At 32.5% G+C, this 14,750-nt stretch carries 19 protein-coding genes; 2 read left to right on the forward strand and 17 right to left on the reverse strand.

Annotated elements, in window-relative coordinates; translation table 11 throughout:
• Positions 1-75: 75 nt before the first annotated feature.
• Complete coding sequence (locus C8D70_RS15800; RefSeq protein WP_181416146.1) at positions 76-1,251, reverse strand: T9SS C-terminal target domain-containing protein; 1,176 nt, start codon at positions 1,249-1,251, stop codon at positions 76-78.
• 424 nt (positions 1,252-1,675) lie between these two features.
• Here C8D70_RS15800 and C8D70_RS15805 point away from each other — a divergent pair, with 424 nt between their 5' ends.
• Positions 1,676-2,104 (forward strand): CBS domain-containing protein, encoded by a 429-nt coding sequence (locus C8D70_RS15805; protein ID WP_076595046.1) that lies wholly within the window; start codon positions 1,676-1,678, stop codon positions 2,102-2,104.
• A gap of 185 nt (positions 2,105-2,289) precedes the next feature.
• Here C8D70_RS15805 and C8D70_RS15810 read toward each other — a convergent pair whose 3' ends face one another.
• From C8D70_RS15810 to C8D70_RS15870, 13 genes are all read right to left on the reverse strand, one after another.
• A complete protein-coding gene (locus C8D70_RS15810) occupies positions 2,290-2,796 on the reverse strand; it encodes a hypothetical protein (protein ID WP_110367949.1) in 507 nt (168 codons plus the stop codon).
• A 477-nt stretch (positions 2,797-3,273) separates the two neighbouring features.
• Positions 3,274-3,633 carry a hypothetical protein gene (locus tag C8D70_RS15815; RefSeq protein WP_110367950.1) on the reverse strand — a complete coding sequence of 120 codons (360 nt, stop codon included), beginning with the start codon at positions 3,631-3,633 and terminating at the stop codon, positions 3,274-3,276.
• Between the two features lie 2 nt (positions 3,634-3,635).
• Positions 3,636-4,190 (reverse strand): ADP-ribosyltransferase, encoded by a 555-nt coding sequence (locus C8D70_RS15820; protein WP_110367951.1) that lies wholly within the window; start codon positions 4,188-4,190, stop codon positions 3,636-3,638.
• A 20-nt stretch (positions 4,191-4,210) separates the two neighbouring features.
• Positions 4,211-4,618, reverse strand: a complete 408-nt coding sequence (locus C8D70_RS15825) for a helix-turn-helix transcriptional regulator (protein WP_110367952.1) — start codon at positions 4,616-4,618, stop codon at positions 4,211-4,213.
• A 233-nt stretch (positions 4,619-4,851) separates the two neighbouring features.
• Positions 4,852-5,550, reverse strand: a complete 699-nt coding sequence (locus tag C8D70_RS15830) for a DUF4386 domain-containing protein (protein ID WP_110367953.1) — start codon at positions 5,548-5,550, stop codon at positions 4,852-4,854.
• 235 nt (positions 5,551-5,785) lie between these two features.
• Complete coding sequence (locus tag C8D70_RS15835) at positions 5,786-6,199, reverse strand: phenolic acid decarboxylase (RefSeq protein WP_146212893.1); 414 nt, start codon at positions 6,197-6,199, stop codon at positions 5,786-5,788.
• 359 nt (positions 6,200-6,558) lie between these two features.
• The gene (locus tag C8D70_RS15840; protein ID WP_110367955.1) at positions 6,559-7,482 is read right to left on the reverse strand and encodes an alpha/beta hydrolase; all 924 of its coding nucleotides are present in this window, start codon (positions 7,480-7,482) and stop codon (positions 6,559-6,561) included.
• Positions 7,483-7,580: 98 nt separating this feature from the next.
• The gene (locus C8D70_RS15845) at positions 7,581-8,399 is read right to left on the reverse strand and encodes a helix-turn-helix domain-containing protein (protein ID WP_228408044.1); all 819 of its coding nucleotides are present in this window, start codon (positions 8,397-8,399) and stop codon (positions 7,581-7,583) included.
• A 235-nt stretch (positions 8,400-8,634) separates the two neighbouring features.
• On the reverse strand, positions 8,635-9,441 hold the full coding sequence (locus C8D70_RS15850; RefSeq protein WP_146212894.1) for an SMI1/KNR4 family protein: 807 nt from the start codon (positions 9,439-9,441) through the stop codon (positions 8,635-8,637).
• A gap of 565 nt (positions 9,442-10,006) precedes the next feature.
• The gene (locus C8D70_RS15855; RefSeq protein ID WP_110367958.1) at positions 10,007-10,888 is read right to left on the reverse strand and encodes a helix-turn-helix domain-containing protein; all 882 of its coding nucleotides are present in this window, start codon (positions 10,886-10,888) and stop codon (positions 10,007-10,009) included.
• 12 nt (positions 10,889-10,900) lie between these two features.
• Positions 10,901-11,083 carry a DUF1348 family protein gene (locus tag C8D70_RS15860; protein WP_228408045.1) on the reverse strand — a complete coding sequence of 61 codons (183 nt, stop codon included), beginning with the start codon at positions 11,081-11,083 and terminating at the stop codon, positions 10,901-10,903.
• Between the two features lie 57 nt (positions 11,084-11,140).
• Entirely contained in the window at positions 11,141-11,671 is a 531-nt protein-coding gene (locus C8D70_RS15865) for a carboxymuconolactone decarboxylase family protein (protein ID WP_076595060.1), read from the reverse strand.
• Positions 11,672-11,937: 266 nt separating this feature from the next.
• Positions 11,938-12,735, reverse strand: a complete 798-nt coding sequence (locus tag C8D70_RS15870) for a hypothetical protein (RefSeq protein WP_110367959.1) — start codon at positions 12,733-12,735, stop codon at positions 11,938-11,940.
• 236 nt (positions 12,736-12,971) lie between these two features.
• On the opposite strand from C8D70_RS15870, the gene C8D70_RS15875 reads away from it, so the two are divergent.
• The gene (locus tag C8D70_RS15875; RefSeq protein ID WP_110367960.1) at positions 12,972-13,229 is read left to right on the forward strand and encodes an XRE family transcriptional regulator; all 258 of its coding nucleotides are present in this window, start codon (positions 12,972-12,974) and stop codon (positions 13,227-13,229) included.
• Positions 13,230-13,254: 25 nt separating this feature from the next.
• On the opposite strand, the gene C8D70_RS15880 is transcribed toward C8D70_RS15875, so the two are convergent.
• The 3 genes from C8D70_RS15880 to C8D70_RS15890 are packed head-to-tail and all read right to left on the reverse strand — an operon-like array spanning position 13,255 to position 14,703.
• Positions 13,255-13,926, reverse strand: coding sequence for a hypothetical protein (locus tag C8D70_RS15880; protein WP_146212895.1), 672 nt, complete (start codon positions 13,924-13,926; stop codon positions 13,255-13,257).
• A 53-nt stretch (positions 13,927-13,979) separates the two neighbouring features.
• Positions 13,980-14,480, reverse strand: a complete 501-nt coding sequence (locus C8D70_RS15885) for a hypothetical protein (protein ID WP_110367962.1) — start codon at positions 14,478-14,480, stop codon at positions 13,980-13,982.
• A gap of 7 nt (positions 14,481-14,487) precedes the next feature.
• Positions 14,488-14,703, reverse strand: coding sequence for a hypothetical protein (locus tag C8D70_RS15890; RefSeq protein WP_110367963.1), 216 nt, complete (start codon positions 14,701-14,703; stop codon positions 14,488-14,490).
• Between the last annotated feature and the right edge of the window lie 47 nt (positions 14,704-14,750).

Genomic DNA, 14,750 nt, shown 5'->3' on the forward strand with positions numbered 1-14,750 from the left:
ATACAATAAATAAGTACAGCCAGATGAAAATGGGATACGTATTAACAAGATATGGGTAATTAAATTATAACCTAATTACCTGAAAATTTTAATCTTCTGCAAAACCCCTTTCTCATTTTTAAAACTGAAAATATAGTTTCCGGGTTTTACTCTGGATAAATCTATCGTTTTATTATAGTAAGCAAAACCTTTACTTATTTCCTTTCCATCTAAAGAGTAAACGGTAAATTCAAATTGATTGCTGTTATTTTTATTGCTGATGATAAAGCCATCTCTTTGTGCATTGGTATACACTCTTGTTTTAGTTTCATGATCTTTACTGGCTGTATCTGAAGAGAGGGCATTCTCAGTAATATCGGCTGCCTGTATACTTTTAATAGCTGATTTCGTTACAGACGTTGTACTTCCGCCGAGGATGTATAATTTATTATTATATACCTCTGCTGCGGCGTGTCTTCGGGGAATCATATTGGATGATAGCTGATGGAATTTATGGGTTGTTGTATCAAAATAGGCCAGAAAAGTCTGATTATTGTAACCTCCGGCAATAAAAATCTTATCACCGGATACCGCTAATGAATGTCCGGATATCCCGGCAGGCATCGTAAATTGATCGGTCCACAGATTGGTGTTGAGGTCATAAACATTGATCAGGCGGGATGAAGTACCGTTGAAACCACCAATGACATAAAGCTTATCGTTCACTATTTTGCCTTTTGCTTCTCTGGCGGTGGGCATATTAGGTAATGGATGCCATGTATTGGAAGCAATATCGTAATATTGGAATCTGTTAGAAAATACAGTAGTTGCAGCGCCGTTGAGTCCGCTGCCACCAAACACATATATTTTGCCATTATGAATAGCAGAACCTGCATTTCCTGTATAGGAACGGTTAACAGCTCCTTTCGTTACCTTATGCGTGGCAAGGTCTACAATTTCAAGATGGCTGTTTCCCCAACCGTTAAAAATATAAATTTTATTATTGTAAGTCTCCGAATTAGCAAATTTTTTGGGACTGAGAGTAGCAGTGAGAACACTCCATTTATTATCCGTAATATTATATTTTTCAATATAATTGGCGTTACCTCCGCTTGCCAGATATCCATTGATCACATAGATATTATCATCCACAATGATACTGGTTGCAGCACCTCTGCCCACAGACATATTGGCGAGACTTTTAAAGTTAAGCGTCTGTGCATGGGCGAGCAGTGAACTTAAAAATGACAGGAATAATAATTTTGTTTTCAATGGCATGCGTTTCAGTGTTGGATTCTGTTTAACTTTCTTTCAGTGATTCAGGTTTATTTTTAATACCGGTTTTAAGCGAATATTTGTGGTTTAAAGATAGGAAAAAGTTGAAGAGAATTATCATATGCTTTTGGTCAGGCAGAGATATTTTCCTGCAGCATCAAGATCTGCTTTGCCTGCATGCAAAAAACAGGTTGATTTTTGGTAAGGTATTGAAAATGATATACTAAAGTTAGAAAGTCTTTTGGGAAATCACAAAAATGCAATCATGATATTTAACATATCATACAACGGGAAAAATTGATAAATATCAGCCGTAATTGTATGATAAGGCGGGTGTTTCTTCGCTAACTTTGAGTATGAAAAAGGGATTTAGGGTTCGTTTTTCATTGTTAATTTTCACAATAATCTAAACAAAAATGGTATGAAACAAAGAGTTCCAATTTCCCAAATTATGACCAAAGAGCTGATTACACTTAATCTTACACAATCATTGTATGAGGCTGAAAGTTTATTTAAAAAAAATAAAATCAGGCATATTCCGGTTGTAGAAAATCAAAAGTTATTAGGAGTATTAAGTTATAGTGATTTATTAAAAATCAGCTATGCGGATGTAGAACAATCGGATGATGCGGAAGATGTTCCTGTGTCAGCAGTGGTATACGACGTATTTACTATTTCGCAGGTGATGACAAAAGCTCCTCTCACTGTAAATCCTGATACTACCATAAAAGAGGTAGCAGAGATTTTATCCGAACATAGTTTTCATTCTGTTCCGGTGGTAGAAAATGGTGACCTAAAAGGTATTGTAACTACTACAGATATTTTAAAGTATTTATTGCAGCAGTATTAAATGGATCAGTATTCACTTTAAATGCCCATTTATACTGAGTTCCTTAAAATTTCCAAATTCAGAGTAATTGAAAATTGCATAGGTATAAGAACCCCGAAGTCCGGACTTCAGGGTTCTTATTTTTTTAGAGACTGTTGAATGTTCCCCGCTGCTGCACGAATCCTTCGTGTGGTTATAATATTGGGTTACATCAGATCAATGATTCTGCCACTTTTAAGTTTGAATGGCCCCTGCAAACTGCTATTTTCCTGAATTGCTCTATCCATAGCTATATAGAAGTTTTCCCAATGTTCTTCTAGTTGATCATAATTTTTTGTTTCCCAATACTCTCCTTCATCAACAACATTGAGACATTCGAAATATTCTTTTAAAATCTCAAGTAATTCAATTATTTTTATGTGTATTTCAGTGGATGCAAATTGTGTTTTGCAGAATTCCTGAATGTACAAATCTTTATCAAACTCGAAAATTAAGGGTTCTGAATTTTCGTGAGGTTGTATATGAACACCTTTGGTAGGACCTTCATAGTCTATATTTTCGTCATCTTTTACTCTTTTCAGAGTTACAGATTCATTTTCAAATTGAAAATAATCCCAGTTTTGAAATGATGAATACTCAATTGCTTTTTTTATAAATGTATTGTAGTTTTCTTCATTTTTAAGTTGTCCTTCAAAATGAATTGTTATTCCCATATATGATGTGATTGTAATGATTTGCTACGAAAATATCAAAAAAGAATTTAATATAAATTCTTGTTGAACATTTAAATTATGCAATAATATAACATGATTCTATCTGAATTTATAAGAAAATGAAAAAAGATCTGTGTCCCATTCTTGTGTTGTTTGATACATTGCTATCCGAAGTGGGGAAGACTTCGGGTTTAGTTTTTAGAGTAGCAGAGTTGGGAGAGTTTGCGTAGGGAGGATTTTTATTGATACAAATTCGGGAGAAACTTAGCATGGAGGGATGTCCGCACCATTGATTGGTTATTTGTTGAAATAAATATAGAAGAGAATTGGAAAGATAAAAAAGAGTTGGATAATTTATCATCGAAAAGTAACAGAATTTAAAAGATAAAACCGCTCCAAAAATAGAACGGTTATTATGAGTATAAAATTTCATATAGTATAGTAAAACTTTATAGTGAAAGTCTTTTTCAGTACATATTAATGTTTATTCTTATCTACTGATGACATAAACTTAGCTCCTAATCTCTCAGAAATTTCAGCTGTATTATTGTTGTTTTTCTCTTTAATTAATTCCAAAAATTCATTTCTAAGATCCATTTCTGAAATCAAATTAATAGCAGCAACTTTTTCTTTTTTGTTGGTTAATAAATCTTTTGATAATAAACTTTTAAGAAAATCTATTAGGTGTGAATTGATTAACTCTTTATGGTTGATAAAATCATTGTTTTTATATTCAGATTTAATATTTCCGAACATAAAAATGTCTTCCAAATTCTCAAAAAAATCAGAGTCATTTTTGAAATTTGTATTTTTATAATATTCTTTTATTAAATCCATTTTTATACCTCTTCTAACGTTATCGTAATTTTATTTTCTGATTCCTTAATGTCTAATACTTTAAATCTTGAACCCGATTTAAATACAATTTCTTTTTCGTTTTGTCCACTATCTACTCCAAATTTAGCGATTTTTTCAATATCTTTTCCTCTTTTTGATAAAATTATGAAGACGGGGCTCTCACTGAATTGAAGTGCCAATAGTCTTGATTTACTGCAAGATAAAAAAGATTTCTCAATAATAATGCCATTGTTCTTGAGTGCTGAGTAATATTTTTCAAGATCTCTTTTTGGACACCGAATGGTACGGTAACAAAGATCTTGGTAATCTGGTAATTTATCTAAGCTATGATTTAAAAAAAGTCCAAAATCATTGATATCTTGCCCATTTCTTAATCGTTCATTTAAAGAGTCATATCCTGAATCTGTGTAGTGATAAATAATGGCTTTTTCATGAATAGTTAACCCATTCTCATATCCTGCACGTTTTGATGTTAAGATTTCTCGCAATTCTGCGGACAAACTTTCGTTGACATATTTAATGAGGGCTCTGTCCATATCTTAATAGGAGGCGTTTTTTATTTCTGTATCAGCTCCTCCAGCCTGGTCATCATCTCATCTTTTTCTTTCAGCATTCTTTCGTAGAGCGCAATTTTTTCTTCGTGTACTTTAATCAATTGATCTACAGGGTTAAGTGTAGAATTATAGAAAATAGAAGCTGGTTGCTGACAATTATCGAAAGTATTAGAAATAATATTAATTGCCTGCTCTTCATCAAAATTCTGAAAAGCTTCCACCGGAATTTTCAACACTTCGGAAATCTTTTGCAACAAAAGATCTTCAATAGTTTCTTTCTGCTCCAAAAGCGAAATCTTCTTCTGGTTCCAGTCTTCACCAAGATCAAAAGCCAAAGCCTCCTGCTTGATGCCCAGCATCTCCCGAAAACGCTTGATATTTCTCCCCTGATGTATTTTTTTGTTTTGCATATTTGTGTATGTTATAGAAACAAATATAGGTAAAAGTTGGGGGATAGAAAATGCGAGAGTGAGGTATTTTAGATGGGAAGATTATAAAAATACGAAGTCAGGAGACTTCGTATTACTTATTTTATTGTGGAAATCAGGGAAACTTACAAAATGTCTTCAAAAGTATTGTTTCGGGTTTCAAGCCCTTCTCATTTTTGGTATAATGGTTCAGGCATTTTCAAGTGTATTGATTTTCATCTGTTGTTTTCTAGTTTTGATATGTCGATACCTTTTATGAGTAACCACAAACAAAGAGATAGTTCTCCTAAAAAAATCGGAATTGCAAGGTAAATGAACAAAGGATTTACAAATCCTTTTGACAGAAACATTGTAAAATTATTGATCAAGTAGCATATTCCTGCTATTGCATAAGCTAATCCAATAATTTTTGGGATGGCATTTGTTTTAAAAATTACATATCCAATTAATATACAGTAAAATCCAAAAAACACTAAACCAATTCCATAACCTTGTGCCTGAATATTTAAGGACAAAAGAGCAAGTGTTGCGAGTTGGTTTTGCTGAAAAGTATTCAAGTAAGTGTCATTGCTTAATAGTAATAATGGTGTGATTTGATTTAATAGATTGACTGCAATAATTGCTGTTTGGATAATAACCAATGCTAAAGCGATTTGCAGTATAATTTTATTTGATTTTTTAAAAAAATGATAAATTATCAATATTGTGGGTATGCCAACTACAAAATTGATTAGGTCAGCCACAAACCCCCAACGAAAAAGCATTTCATTAGTCTGAATATTGTGAGCCGTTGTTAATGCATCGTTTGACACCCTTAATGCCTGTCTTACGAAAACTTCTGAAAATAGCCCTGTAGCTATTACAATCAAGTAGCAAAAGCCTGCAGTTCTTGCTAAATTTTTATTTGAGATCATTTTGTGGAGAATGTAAATTTGTGATTGTTATTTTTTATAATTTTCAGTTAAATTTATTTTTCGTTATATTGAGTTGGGAGGTTGCTTTCCTGACTGGCTTAACGGTTTGGGCTTTGCGCTCGGGTGGGAAATCAAAGTACAATAGCTGATAAGATTACTAAAGTTCAATTGAAAAACTGCCGTTGAGTTTTGCATTTCAGTCCGCCTGACACAAAACTCTTTTTATATGAAGGCTTTATTTGACTTCCTTAAATTTACCGGGATTAACAAAAACAGAATTATCTTGTCTTGCGTGAGTTGTCAAATTATTTGTGTTAAAGTCCATTATATTACAATATCCCAATCCACTTTTTTCAACCCAGGAAACAAAAAGCACATTTTCATTTATTTGAGTAGAAATATACTTGTCAGTTTCTTCTCTTGCTCCCGGAAATTCTCCTTTTACTAATTTCCAGTTAACTGTAGAATCCGATTCAAATTTTATATGATACACATATTTGTCTGAGTAATTGAATTCGTATGTTTTGCCAATTATGTCTTTTAATTCTGTTTTATTTAATATTTGCTTCTCCATTTTAAATTGTTTCTTCTCATCACAAGAAGTTAAGAAAATTGAAATTGTCAGTAAAATAAATAATATTTGTTTCATAGTTTCGATATTTAAGGATTTTTCGGTTTAAGCTTGCATACAAGATCCAAATTTGCACATTGCCAATATACAATATATATAATTGCGCTAATGTTGTGTTGATTGGGTAATCATTAAATTAAAATTTAAATATACTATTTCCTTACAGAAAACTATAATCCAAATAAAAAACCGCTCCACAAAAAGTAGAACGGTTAGTATTAAATTGTCTTACTAATGCTCTGCTACCGTACGAATCCTTCGTATGGTTTAAACATTTTAATAACATCTAAAAGTTAAAATTGCATAATACAGTCGTGCTAGCGAGGGTTGATACCATTCTTAAAATCGCTTCAGCATTTAAAATTCGTTAAACGTTATTATAAGTTTTCTTTGAAGAACGGAATCAGTTTTTCCAATGCTTCACTTGTTGCTTTGGGTTGGTCGTACAAATCATAATGACTTGCACCTTGAACAACGTGGATGTTCTTATTTTTAGAAGCTGCCTTTCCAAAAAGTTCAAATCCGTCTTTGTAAGAACCAAATACCCCCACTTTATCGCCTACGATTATTTGCAATGGTTGGGTCAATAAATGATCCGCTAGATGAAAGGCATCCCATGCAATAATTTTATCAAAACTATCAAAACGCAATTTGTTTGGTGAACCTGGTTGCTGTCCTCTGGGGGTTTTATAATAATCAACTGCTTCAATGATGTCAATATCTTCCATTCCTGCCTGCTTTCTTTCTTCTTCAGAGTTTGGAATATATTGTGTAATCAGGTCTGCTCCTCCACGAGCTTGGGCTGTTCTCTGAGCGGCAACCGCTTCCAGGGTTTTTATCGCCGAATCTGCTGTATAGTCTCCTTCTCTCATTACTCTGCCATAATTAGCTGCCACAACTGTTCCAACAGCTTTAAATCTACGTTCGGTCATTGCCGCATTGGCAGAATAGGCTCCACCTCCGCAAACTCCCATCACTCCAATTCTGTTTTCATCAACATAATCAAGAGTAGTCAAATAATCAGCTGCACATCGGAAGTCTTCAACGCGTAAAGCAGGGTCTTCAATATATTGTAAATTTCCTCCGCTTTCGCCTTGGTTGGAAGCATCAAAAGCCAAAGTTACAAATCCAGCTTCTGCCAAAGCTTTTCCATAAATATTTCCGGAGGTCTGTTCTTTACAACTGCTTATTGGATGAGCGCAAACAATCGTTGGATATTTCTTGTTTTCGTCAAAATCTTTTGGGAACTGCAATACTGCTGCTACATTCCAATTTCTGTTTTTAAATGTTACTTTTTTCATTAGATAACTTTTTAAATTACTGTTTTTAAATTACAGTACAAAAATATGGGGGACTTAGTCAATTGTGTTTTCAGGTTTTACGGAATCAGTTTCACTTTTTACTGATTGCGGAAAACGGAGGGTGTAATACCTGTTTCTTTTTTGAAAAACCGGGTAAAGTAAGATGCCGAATCAAAACCAAGTTCATAACCAATTTCGCTTACAGATTTGGTTGTTTGTCGCAGTTGGTTTTTCGCAAGTTGAAGGATGTGTTGATTAAGGTGTTCCTGTGGCGAATTGCTCGTAAACTGTTTTATCAGGTCGCCAAAATAATTGGTAGAAAGATTGGCCTTATTAGCAAAATATTGAACCGATGGCAATTTAATTTCATTCTCATTTTCAAAGTAGTTTTCCAGATTTTCGTAAAAATCCGCAACTACTTTATTGTAAATATTGGCACGAGTTTCAAACTGCCGTTTGTAAAAGGTATGGATGTAAGATAGAATCAACGAAGCATAGGACAATAAGATGTCTTGGGAAAATGAATCTTGTGAATAGATTTTATAGGCCTTTGCGAACAAGTCTAAAAGTTCTTTTTCCTCGTCTTTTGTAAGAAAAAGTGCTTCGTGATTTGTATAATTTAGAAAGGAATATTCTTTGGCGAAACGCTTAAAGAGTTTTGTATCCAGTAAAATATGATAGCCGCTTATTTGACTTTCAATATTCCATTCCAGGGTGTTTTGCGGTTGGTCGAAGTATACATACGAATCGGCTTTATCATATTTTGATTGTCCTATATTCTTGCTTTTGTCGTAACCACATTTTATTGCCAACAAATAAAAATCGATATTGATTGGTTTTGACTGCTGACGCATTTTCTGTTCAGCTCCATATTGGGTAAAGTGGATATGCTTGTTTTTGGGTGGTTCCAAATTCAAGTAGGAAAGAAATTCTGTTATGTTATACGTTTTGTTCAAATTTTTTTAATGCAAAATTATATGTTTCTGTTTCCAATAGATTTTCAATATTACAGAAAGGCTTTCAATTTTTACGGATTTTGTTCAAATTATCGCCAAATGGCTCACAGTTTGGCGATGTGGAGGATTTTTAGCACAAAACTTAAATAGAATTCCTTCAGCCCTGCTTTTGGCAATGCTATGTTGTCTGTAGTTTTTATTTAAAGAGATTAAAAAATTTCTCTAACAGTGTTTGTTTTTTTTCAGAATTGTACTCTTTTGCTTTACTACCTTCAATAATAGTTTTTCCTTCTTGTTTATTACTTTGTTTAGATTTATTATCATTCAATATTTCGGCAAAAGCATTTTTATTAGGTAAATAATAATCAAGAAAATATTGGTTTAGCTGATTAACTAAACTATTTTCAGTTTTATTATCATCAATTTTTTCTTTTATTTGATTTAGACCTTTGCCCCAGGAAATATATTTATTCCGAATGTATTTTTCAGTATCTTTTATTTTACTTGAAACAAAATGAAAAGACGCTGTGTGATTTTGTAATGTCTGTCTAAAAAACACATTCATTAAGTCTGTAAATGATTTTGTTCTGATTGATAAATTCTCTCCATCTTTTTCGTTCCAATACTCACTCATCATCCAAACCGGAGGGTTTTCATTTTCCGTAAAAATTATAGATATATAATCATTTCTTCTTTCTGAAATTACTAAAAATTCATTTTCTAATTTCAAAGAATTATTGCTAAATACTTCACTTGCAAATTCATTAATATAATCTAAATCTTCAAATGCCATATCTTCAGCATCCATAAATTCAAATAAAAATTTTTTGCCAATACTTCGCAAAAATTCTTCATATGCAAGTGGAAAGTTTTCTTTTTTAGATTTTATACTTTCTATTTCTTCCTCTGTACAACCAAGAAGTCCTTTACCTTTATCAATATTAAGAATTGTTAGATAATATTTTAAAGTGTCAAAATATTCTTTGTATGAATTTTGTTTCAATTTTCTAATTTTGTGTAAAATTACAGACAAATAAAAATGGCTTTGCAGTTTTAGAGCTTTGAAAACCAAATTTTTATATTAAAAACGGCGTAGCAAAAAAACATTTTCTTTTGGTGAAATTAATAAAAAAATCAAAAACAAAAATGGTTCTTTGCGGATTACTTTTACGAAAATTTAAATCCCGCTTCCGCATGACTCCTTTCGTATGGTTTATAATAGCATAGATTAAAGATTCCAGTAATATAAAAAACAAAGCTGCACGACATTATCGTGCGGTAACCATAAAACAAAAAACCGCCCTACAAAGCAGAACGGTTTATATATTAATTTGTCTCGGTCGCTGACCGTTATATCATTCCTTACATTCAACCACCCATGGGTATAGCTGGTTCGTCTTTTTTCACTTCAGTGATCACACATTCCGTTGTTAAAAGTATTCCGGATACGAGTAAGTTTTTGAAGGTTTAGAAATTCATCCTCAGGAATTGTTCGGCTTCAAACAGTTGAGAAACTCTGATTAGAGTTAGGCTTTATATTTATTAACCTATCAGATAAAGAGGTTGTGTTACACCATTGCTCTTCCAAAGCCAACCGTATTTCTGTACGCTTGCGGTGAAATATCGGTATTGTTTTTAAAAAATCTGCTAAAATAGTATTCATCTGCATAGCCCAGCTCATACGCAATTTCTTTAACCGCTTTGTTTGTTAAATACAGTTCTCTTTTGGCTTCTATAATTATTCTCTCGGAAATTAAATCAGTGAGTGTTTTATTAAAATGGGTCTTAGTAATTTTAGCTAATACTTTAGTTGATATATTCAGCAAGTCTGCATAATCACTAGCCGAATGCTTGGTTTTAAAATGGATTTCGATATAGTTTTTAAGATTTTGAAGGATAAAAGGTTCTTTGTATTCTTTAGGATTCATTTGGATTTCGGTTTGTTGTTCAGCTTTTAGCCTGGATGCAGTAATTAGAAATATTTTTAAATAAGAAACCAATAATTCATATTGAGCCAATGCAGGGTTTTGCATTTCAGCTGTTATCTGCTCCAGCAACATGTTAAAGGTATTGTTTGCATTTTCATCAACATCTACCAATGGCGGATTGTATATATTATTAAACAATACACCATTACAGGCTACCTCTTGCTGATGCTTGTGAATGCAAAAAAAATCGGGATGAAAATTTATTACAACGCCTTGTATGTGCTCATCGGTTTGAAACATAAAAGGTTGGTATGGCGAAAATGCAAACAAAGTACTTGGTCTGAAATCGTATTCCGAAAAGTCAGATTTTGCAATTCCTTTCCCATTTTTTATCCAAATCAATGAGTAATAATTAAGTCGCTGAATATGGTCGAAATGGCTGCTGCCGTTCAACGAAAAAACTTTAAATGCTAAGTTTCCCGTTTGCGGATTAATCAAAGTATAGGTATCTGAACTCATCATATATAGGTAAGATTACTTTGGTTTTCTGTTTTTTTCATCAATAGCCGATTTTCTTTCCCGGCCATCTATAGGGTAAGCCTTGGATATTCTTTCCGGGTCTTGGATATTCCATGCATTTTCTGCCAATTGTACTTTTTGAAGAACTGTTTCTGGGGTACAAGGTGATAAAGGCAGGTGTTGTTTTATATTTTCCATCCTGTTTGTTTAAAATTTGCGAACCGGCTTTACAGCTAGTTCGCAAATGTATTCATTTTAAATTGTTGGAGCTAAAGGAAAATCTACAGGGACTTTGGTAAGATTGTGCAAATAGTTCATAGCTGTTTTATCGCTTACCTGTAGGATTAGGTCAACTAAATTTTCTTTGGTATATCCCGCTGAAAAAAAAGCATCTACATTTTTTTCGCTTGCGTTACCTCTGTTCTCCGTAATATCGGCAGCTAATGCAACCAATGCATTCAGCTTGCTGTCAGAGGATTTGCCGTGTCTGATTTCAGCTAATTGTTCCTCATTAAACCCATTCATTTTGCCTAATACTAAATGAGCACTTTGGCAGTATATGCAGCCATTTATTTGGCTTACAATTAAATTTACGGCTTCTTTTTCTTTGTTTGAAAGTGATGTCCTTGCATTTTGATAGGTCAAAAATCTTTCCAAACCATTTTTGGAATAAGCAATAGTGGCATACAGATTGGGTACAAAACCTAAAGCTTTATTCAGATTGTCAAAAATTGCTTGATTAGCCGGGGCTACTTCTTCTCTTGTTGGAACTGTGAATACTGTCATCTTTTTATTTTTTTAAATTATTGTCGTTATTGACAATACAAAGGTGCAACTCCTTAGGTGCTTATAAAATGGACAGACAACGCAATTAGATGGACAATTTTTTTAGTATGGTGTTTATCTTGTATGCTTTCATAGAATGATACATAATATCCAAATTTACCCGCGGCACTAATATACAATAGTGCTATTTAAAATGACAAACGAAGTTGAGTTTAAATCTGATCCGAATACCGTCAAAACCCTTTTTCAGTTTAATTTTTAAAGCTTTACTGTTTTCCTCTTCTTTCAAGAATAAGGTACGCTGCATCCAGCATTTTGGTCAGATGGAGGTACGGACTGATGATATTCCTTTCCGGCAGGTTGTGGTAAACCCTGAGGGAGAAATAGACCATCCCGGACAAAAAATAATTAAATTCCTGTACGCTGTATTCTTTGAATGCTTTTTTGAAGACCAGCAGAGGATTTTGGTATTCTTTCTCAGACAGCAAGCCAAGAAAAGGAGGATAGACCTCTTCAACATGAATATTGAAGGTCTGTTTCTTTTCCTTCAGTGCCATGAGATAGCCTGCCTGTACAAACGACTGCATACACTGGTGAAAGTGATAGATAACGGACGGATCTTCTTTGATCCAGCTATTTCTTTTTATGGCATGATTCATAATGCTGTTGAGTTTCTTTTTGGAGGTTTCCAGATCATTGAACCGGAAGAAGGTCTCCATCCGCTGTAAGCCGCCATGTTTTTTTCGGCTTTTCCCGGGCTGGGGTTGAATATCTGCTTTGGTTTTTGTCATGTTTTTGTGTTTTTTTACTGGTTGTAAAGGAGGAAGCCCCGGCAATGCCTGAACTTCCTGCCCATACGAACCAAGGGTAATATGATAGAATTTGTGTTTTTCTGAAAGCCCGAAAGCCGCAATGGATTGTACACCCCATTGTACCGTATCATGATACTTTATGTGGTAAAGCAGGCTTAGAAAAAGATGATTGTAGAAAAGCAGAACAGCATGAAAATAAAAACGGCATGAGACTCTACAATATCCGATCTGAGGTACTGGTATACCCTGCAACAGATAAGAGAGCCCACGCCTAGGTCGTGAGCTTCCTGCTTATCGTCTCGTTGCTTTAAAGTACCAGTTTTCAGATCGAGATTCTAAGCAATAGCTTCTTTTTTTCTTTGAAGTATCGCAAAATTACATCTTCGGATGTAATGTTTAGACAAATATAATAAAAATATTTCAATGTTACCGAATTCGGTAATGATAATTTATGCCAATAATTACAATTTGCACTAAACAGTGCGATTATGAACGAGTTTAAGACTGATGAAATCAAAAGAATGGTCTCAGAAAAAATAAAAGAAATAAAAGGAGAAACTCCTTATTCTAAGGTTTCTGAAAGATGTAATGTTACTGCTGCAAGAATCAGTGATGTTGCTAATAACAAGATTGATTGTCAACTCAGTACTTTTATTGAAATTGCAACTGGACTAAGAATACATCCCAAAGAATTATTTGATATCGTTTTTGATTTTGAAGAATATTATTCTGAATTAGATAAGTAAAGTACTCTCTGAGTAGAATTATGGATTAAAGTTGATCATCTATATAATTAAATGGATTTTTAGTACTATTTGCAAAGTCTACCATTCCTGTTCCATAAAATATTTTAATTTCGTCATCGTTATTATTTAAATCTTTAAAAATTTGAAATTTATCTTCCCCAAGGTTTGTCTTATTAAATGCTACAAATATCCCATAAACCTTTTCGTTACCATTATTTTTATTTTCAATAATCTCTTTTAATCTAATCATTTTATCAACATCTTGTTGATAGTTAAAAATATCAGTATCATTAATTCCATTCTTATCCCTACAGAATTTAAGTTCAATTAGTATTGCCCCACCAGCAATCGTGAAGTTTTTAGAAGGATTACTATTATAAACTGGTATATGTTTTACAATTTTATATTCCGTTGAATGATAAATGCTAATATTTGAAGTGTTTACAACTATTAAGTCAGGAACTAAAGTCAGTTTACCGTCTTCATCAAAGAACTTCACTTCCGAATGTACAGCACATCCTTTAATATCTGGTGTAAATGTTTCCTGACTGACTGGGAACAAATCATAAATTAATCTGAATAGCTGACACTTTAAATCATTTTCAGTTAAAATTAAGGCTTTATTCTCTTGAAAATTTTGTTCTAATTCTTCAAGTTTTCTAATTATTAGAGATATAGAATCCAAGTTTATATTCATAAATGTGTTTATTATTACTGTTGGTTTTTGTTTACTTAACTTCCGCTTGTAGATTAACAATGTTGTTTTAATTCTTCAATTAAACCATAATAAGATAATTCGCTATTTTTTGAAGCTATTTCTCTTTCAAAAATACTTTTAACTTGAGGTATTTTTAAATTTTCAATTATTCCATTTTTCCAAGCTTTCCAAACATCATTAGGAATTCTGCGTTTTTTGTACCAAAGATACTCTTCTGCGCATAAGTTAAAATAGTCAATAATTTGATTAACTTCTCTTCTGTTTAATTCTTTTTCTGTTTCAATCCTTAAAGTATTCATCAAATCATTCAGCTCAGAATCATATTTCTCATTGAATGATTCAAACAGATTCTTAAATAAATTATCATCATCACTTTTTTGTTTTTGTAAACCTATATATAGTGCAACTAAGACCCCTAAAGTTGTAATAATTAACTCTTTTTTTAGTAAATCAAAATAAAAGCAAATTAAAATAAGAACAGCAAGAAGAAGAAATATTATTGTATAAACATTTCTTTTGATATAGTTAATCATTCATTTACTAATATTCAATATCAAACATATTTATTGTTCTTTCTTCTCTTCCCAAATCAAGAGTAATTGTATGTGGAAGAATATCTCCAAGATTTGTTAAGTCATATCTTATTAAAAAGCCTTTGATTGTTTCGATTTCTCTTTGATAATTTTTGTATTTAACTTCAATTTTTTGATTTAAAATTTTATCTAAATCTTCTTTTTTATAATTTAAAGGATGCATAATTTTATTTTTTAGATTAATGATGATTAAACTGTTAATTTGCGTAA

The sequence above is a fragment of the Chryseobacterium sp. CBTAP 102 genome (assembly GCF_003201365.1).
GTDB classification, from domain to species: Bacteria; Bacteroidota; Bacteroidia; order Flavobacteriales; family Weeksellaceae; genus Chryseobacterium; species Chryseobacterium candidae.

Coding starts and splice junctions, on each gene's coding strand:
- C8D70_RS15805 (WP_076595046.1), top strand. CDS start 1,676: ATGAAACAAAGAGTTCCAATTTCCCAAATTATGACCAAAGAGCTGATT.
- C8D70_RS15810 (WP_110367949.1), bottom strand. CDS start 2,796: ATGGGAATAACAATTCATTTTGAAGGACAACTTAAAAATGAAGAAAAC.
- C8D70_RS15815 (WP_110367950.1), bottom strand. CDS start 3,633: ATGGATTTAATAAAAGAATATTATAAAAATACAAATTTCAAAAATGAC.
- C8D70_RS15820 (WP_110367951.1), bottom strand. CDS start 4,190: ATGGACAGAGCCCTCATTAAATATGTCAACGAAAGTTTGTCCGCAGAA.
- C8D70_RS15825 (WP_110367952.1), bottom strand. CDS start 4,618: ATGCAAAACAAAAAAATACATCAGGGGAGAAATATCAAGCGTTTTCGG.
- C8D70_RS15830 (WP_110367953.1), bottom strand. CDS start 5,550: ATGATCTCAAATAAAAATTTAGCAAGAACTGCAGGCTTTTGCTACTTG.
- C8D70_RS15835 (WP_146212893.1), bottom strand. CDS start 6,199: ATGAAACAAATATTATTTATTTTACTGACAATTTCAATTTTCTTAACT.
- C8D70_RS15840 (WP_110367955.1), bottom strand. CDS start 7,482: ATGAAAAAAGTAACATTTAAAAACAGAAATTGGAATGTAGCAGCAGTA.
- C8D70_RS15855 (WP_110367958.1), bottom strand. CDS start 10,888: ATGATGAGTTCAGATACCTATACTTTGATTAATCCGCAAACGGGAAAC.
- C8D70_RS15860 (WP_228408045.1), bottom strand. CDS start 11,083: ATGGAAAATATAAAACAACACCTGCCTTTATCACCTTGTACCCCAGAA.
- C8D70_RS15865 (WP_076595060.1), bottom strand. CDS start 11,671: ATGACAGTATTCACAGTTCCAACAAGAGAAGAAGTAGCCCCGGCTAAT.
- C8D70_RS15875 (WP_110367960.1), top strand. CDS start 12,972: ATGAACGAGTTTAAGACTGATGAAATCAAAAGAATGGTCTCAGAAAAA.
- C8D70_RS15880 (WP_146212895.1), bottom strand. CDS start 13,926: ATGAATATAAACTTGGATTCTATATCTCTAATAATTAGAAAACTTGAA.
- C8D70_RS15885 (WP_110367962.1), bottom strand. CDS start 14,480: ATGATTAACTATATCAAAAGAAATGTTTATACAATAATATTTCTTCTT.
- C8D70_RS15890 (WP_110367963.1), bottom strand. CDS start 14,703: ATGCATCCTTTAAATTATAAAAAAGAAGATTTAGATAAAATTTTAAAT.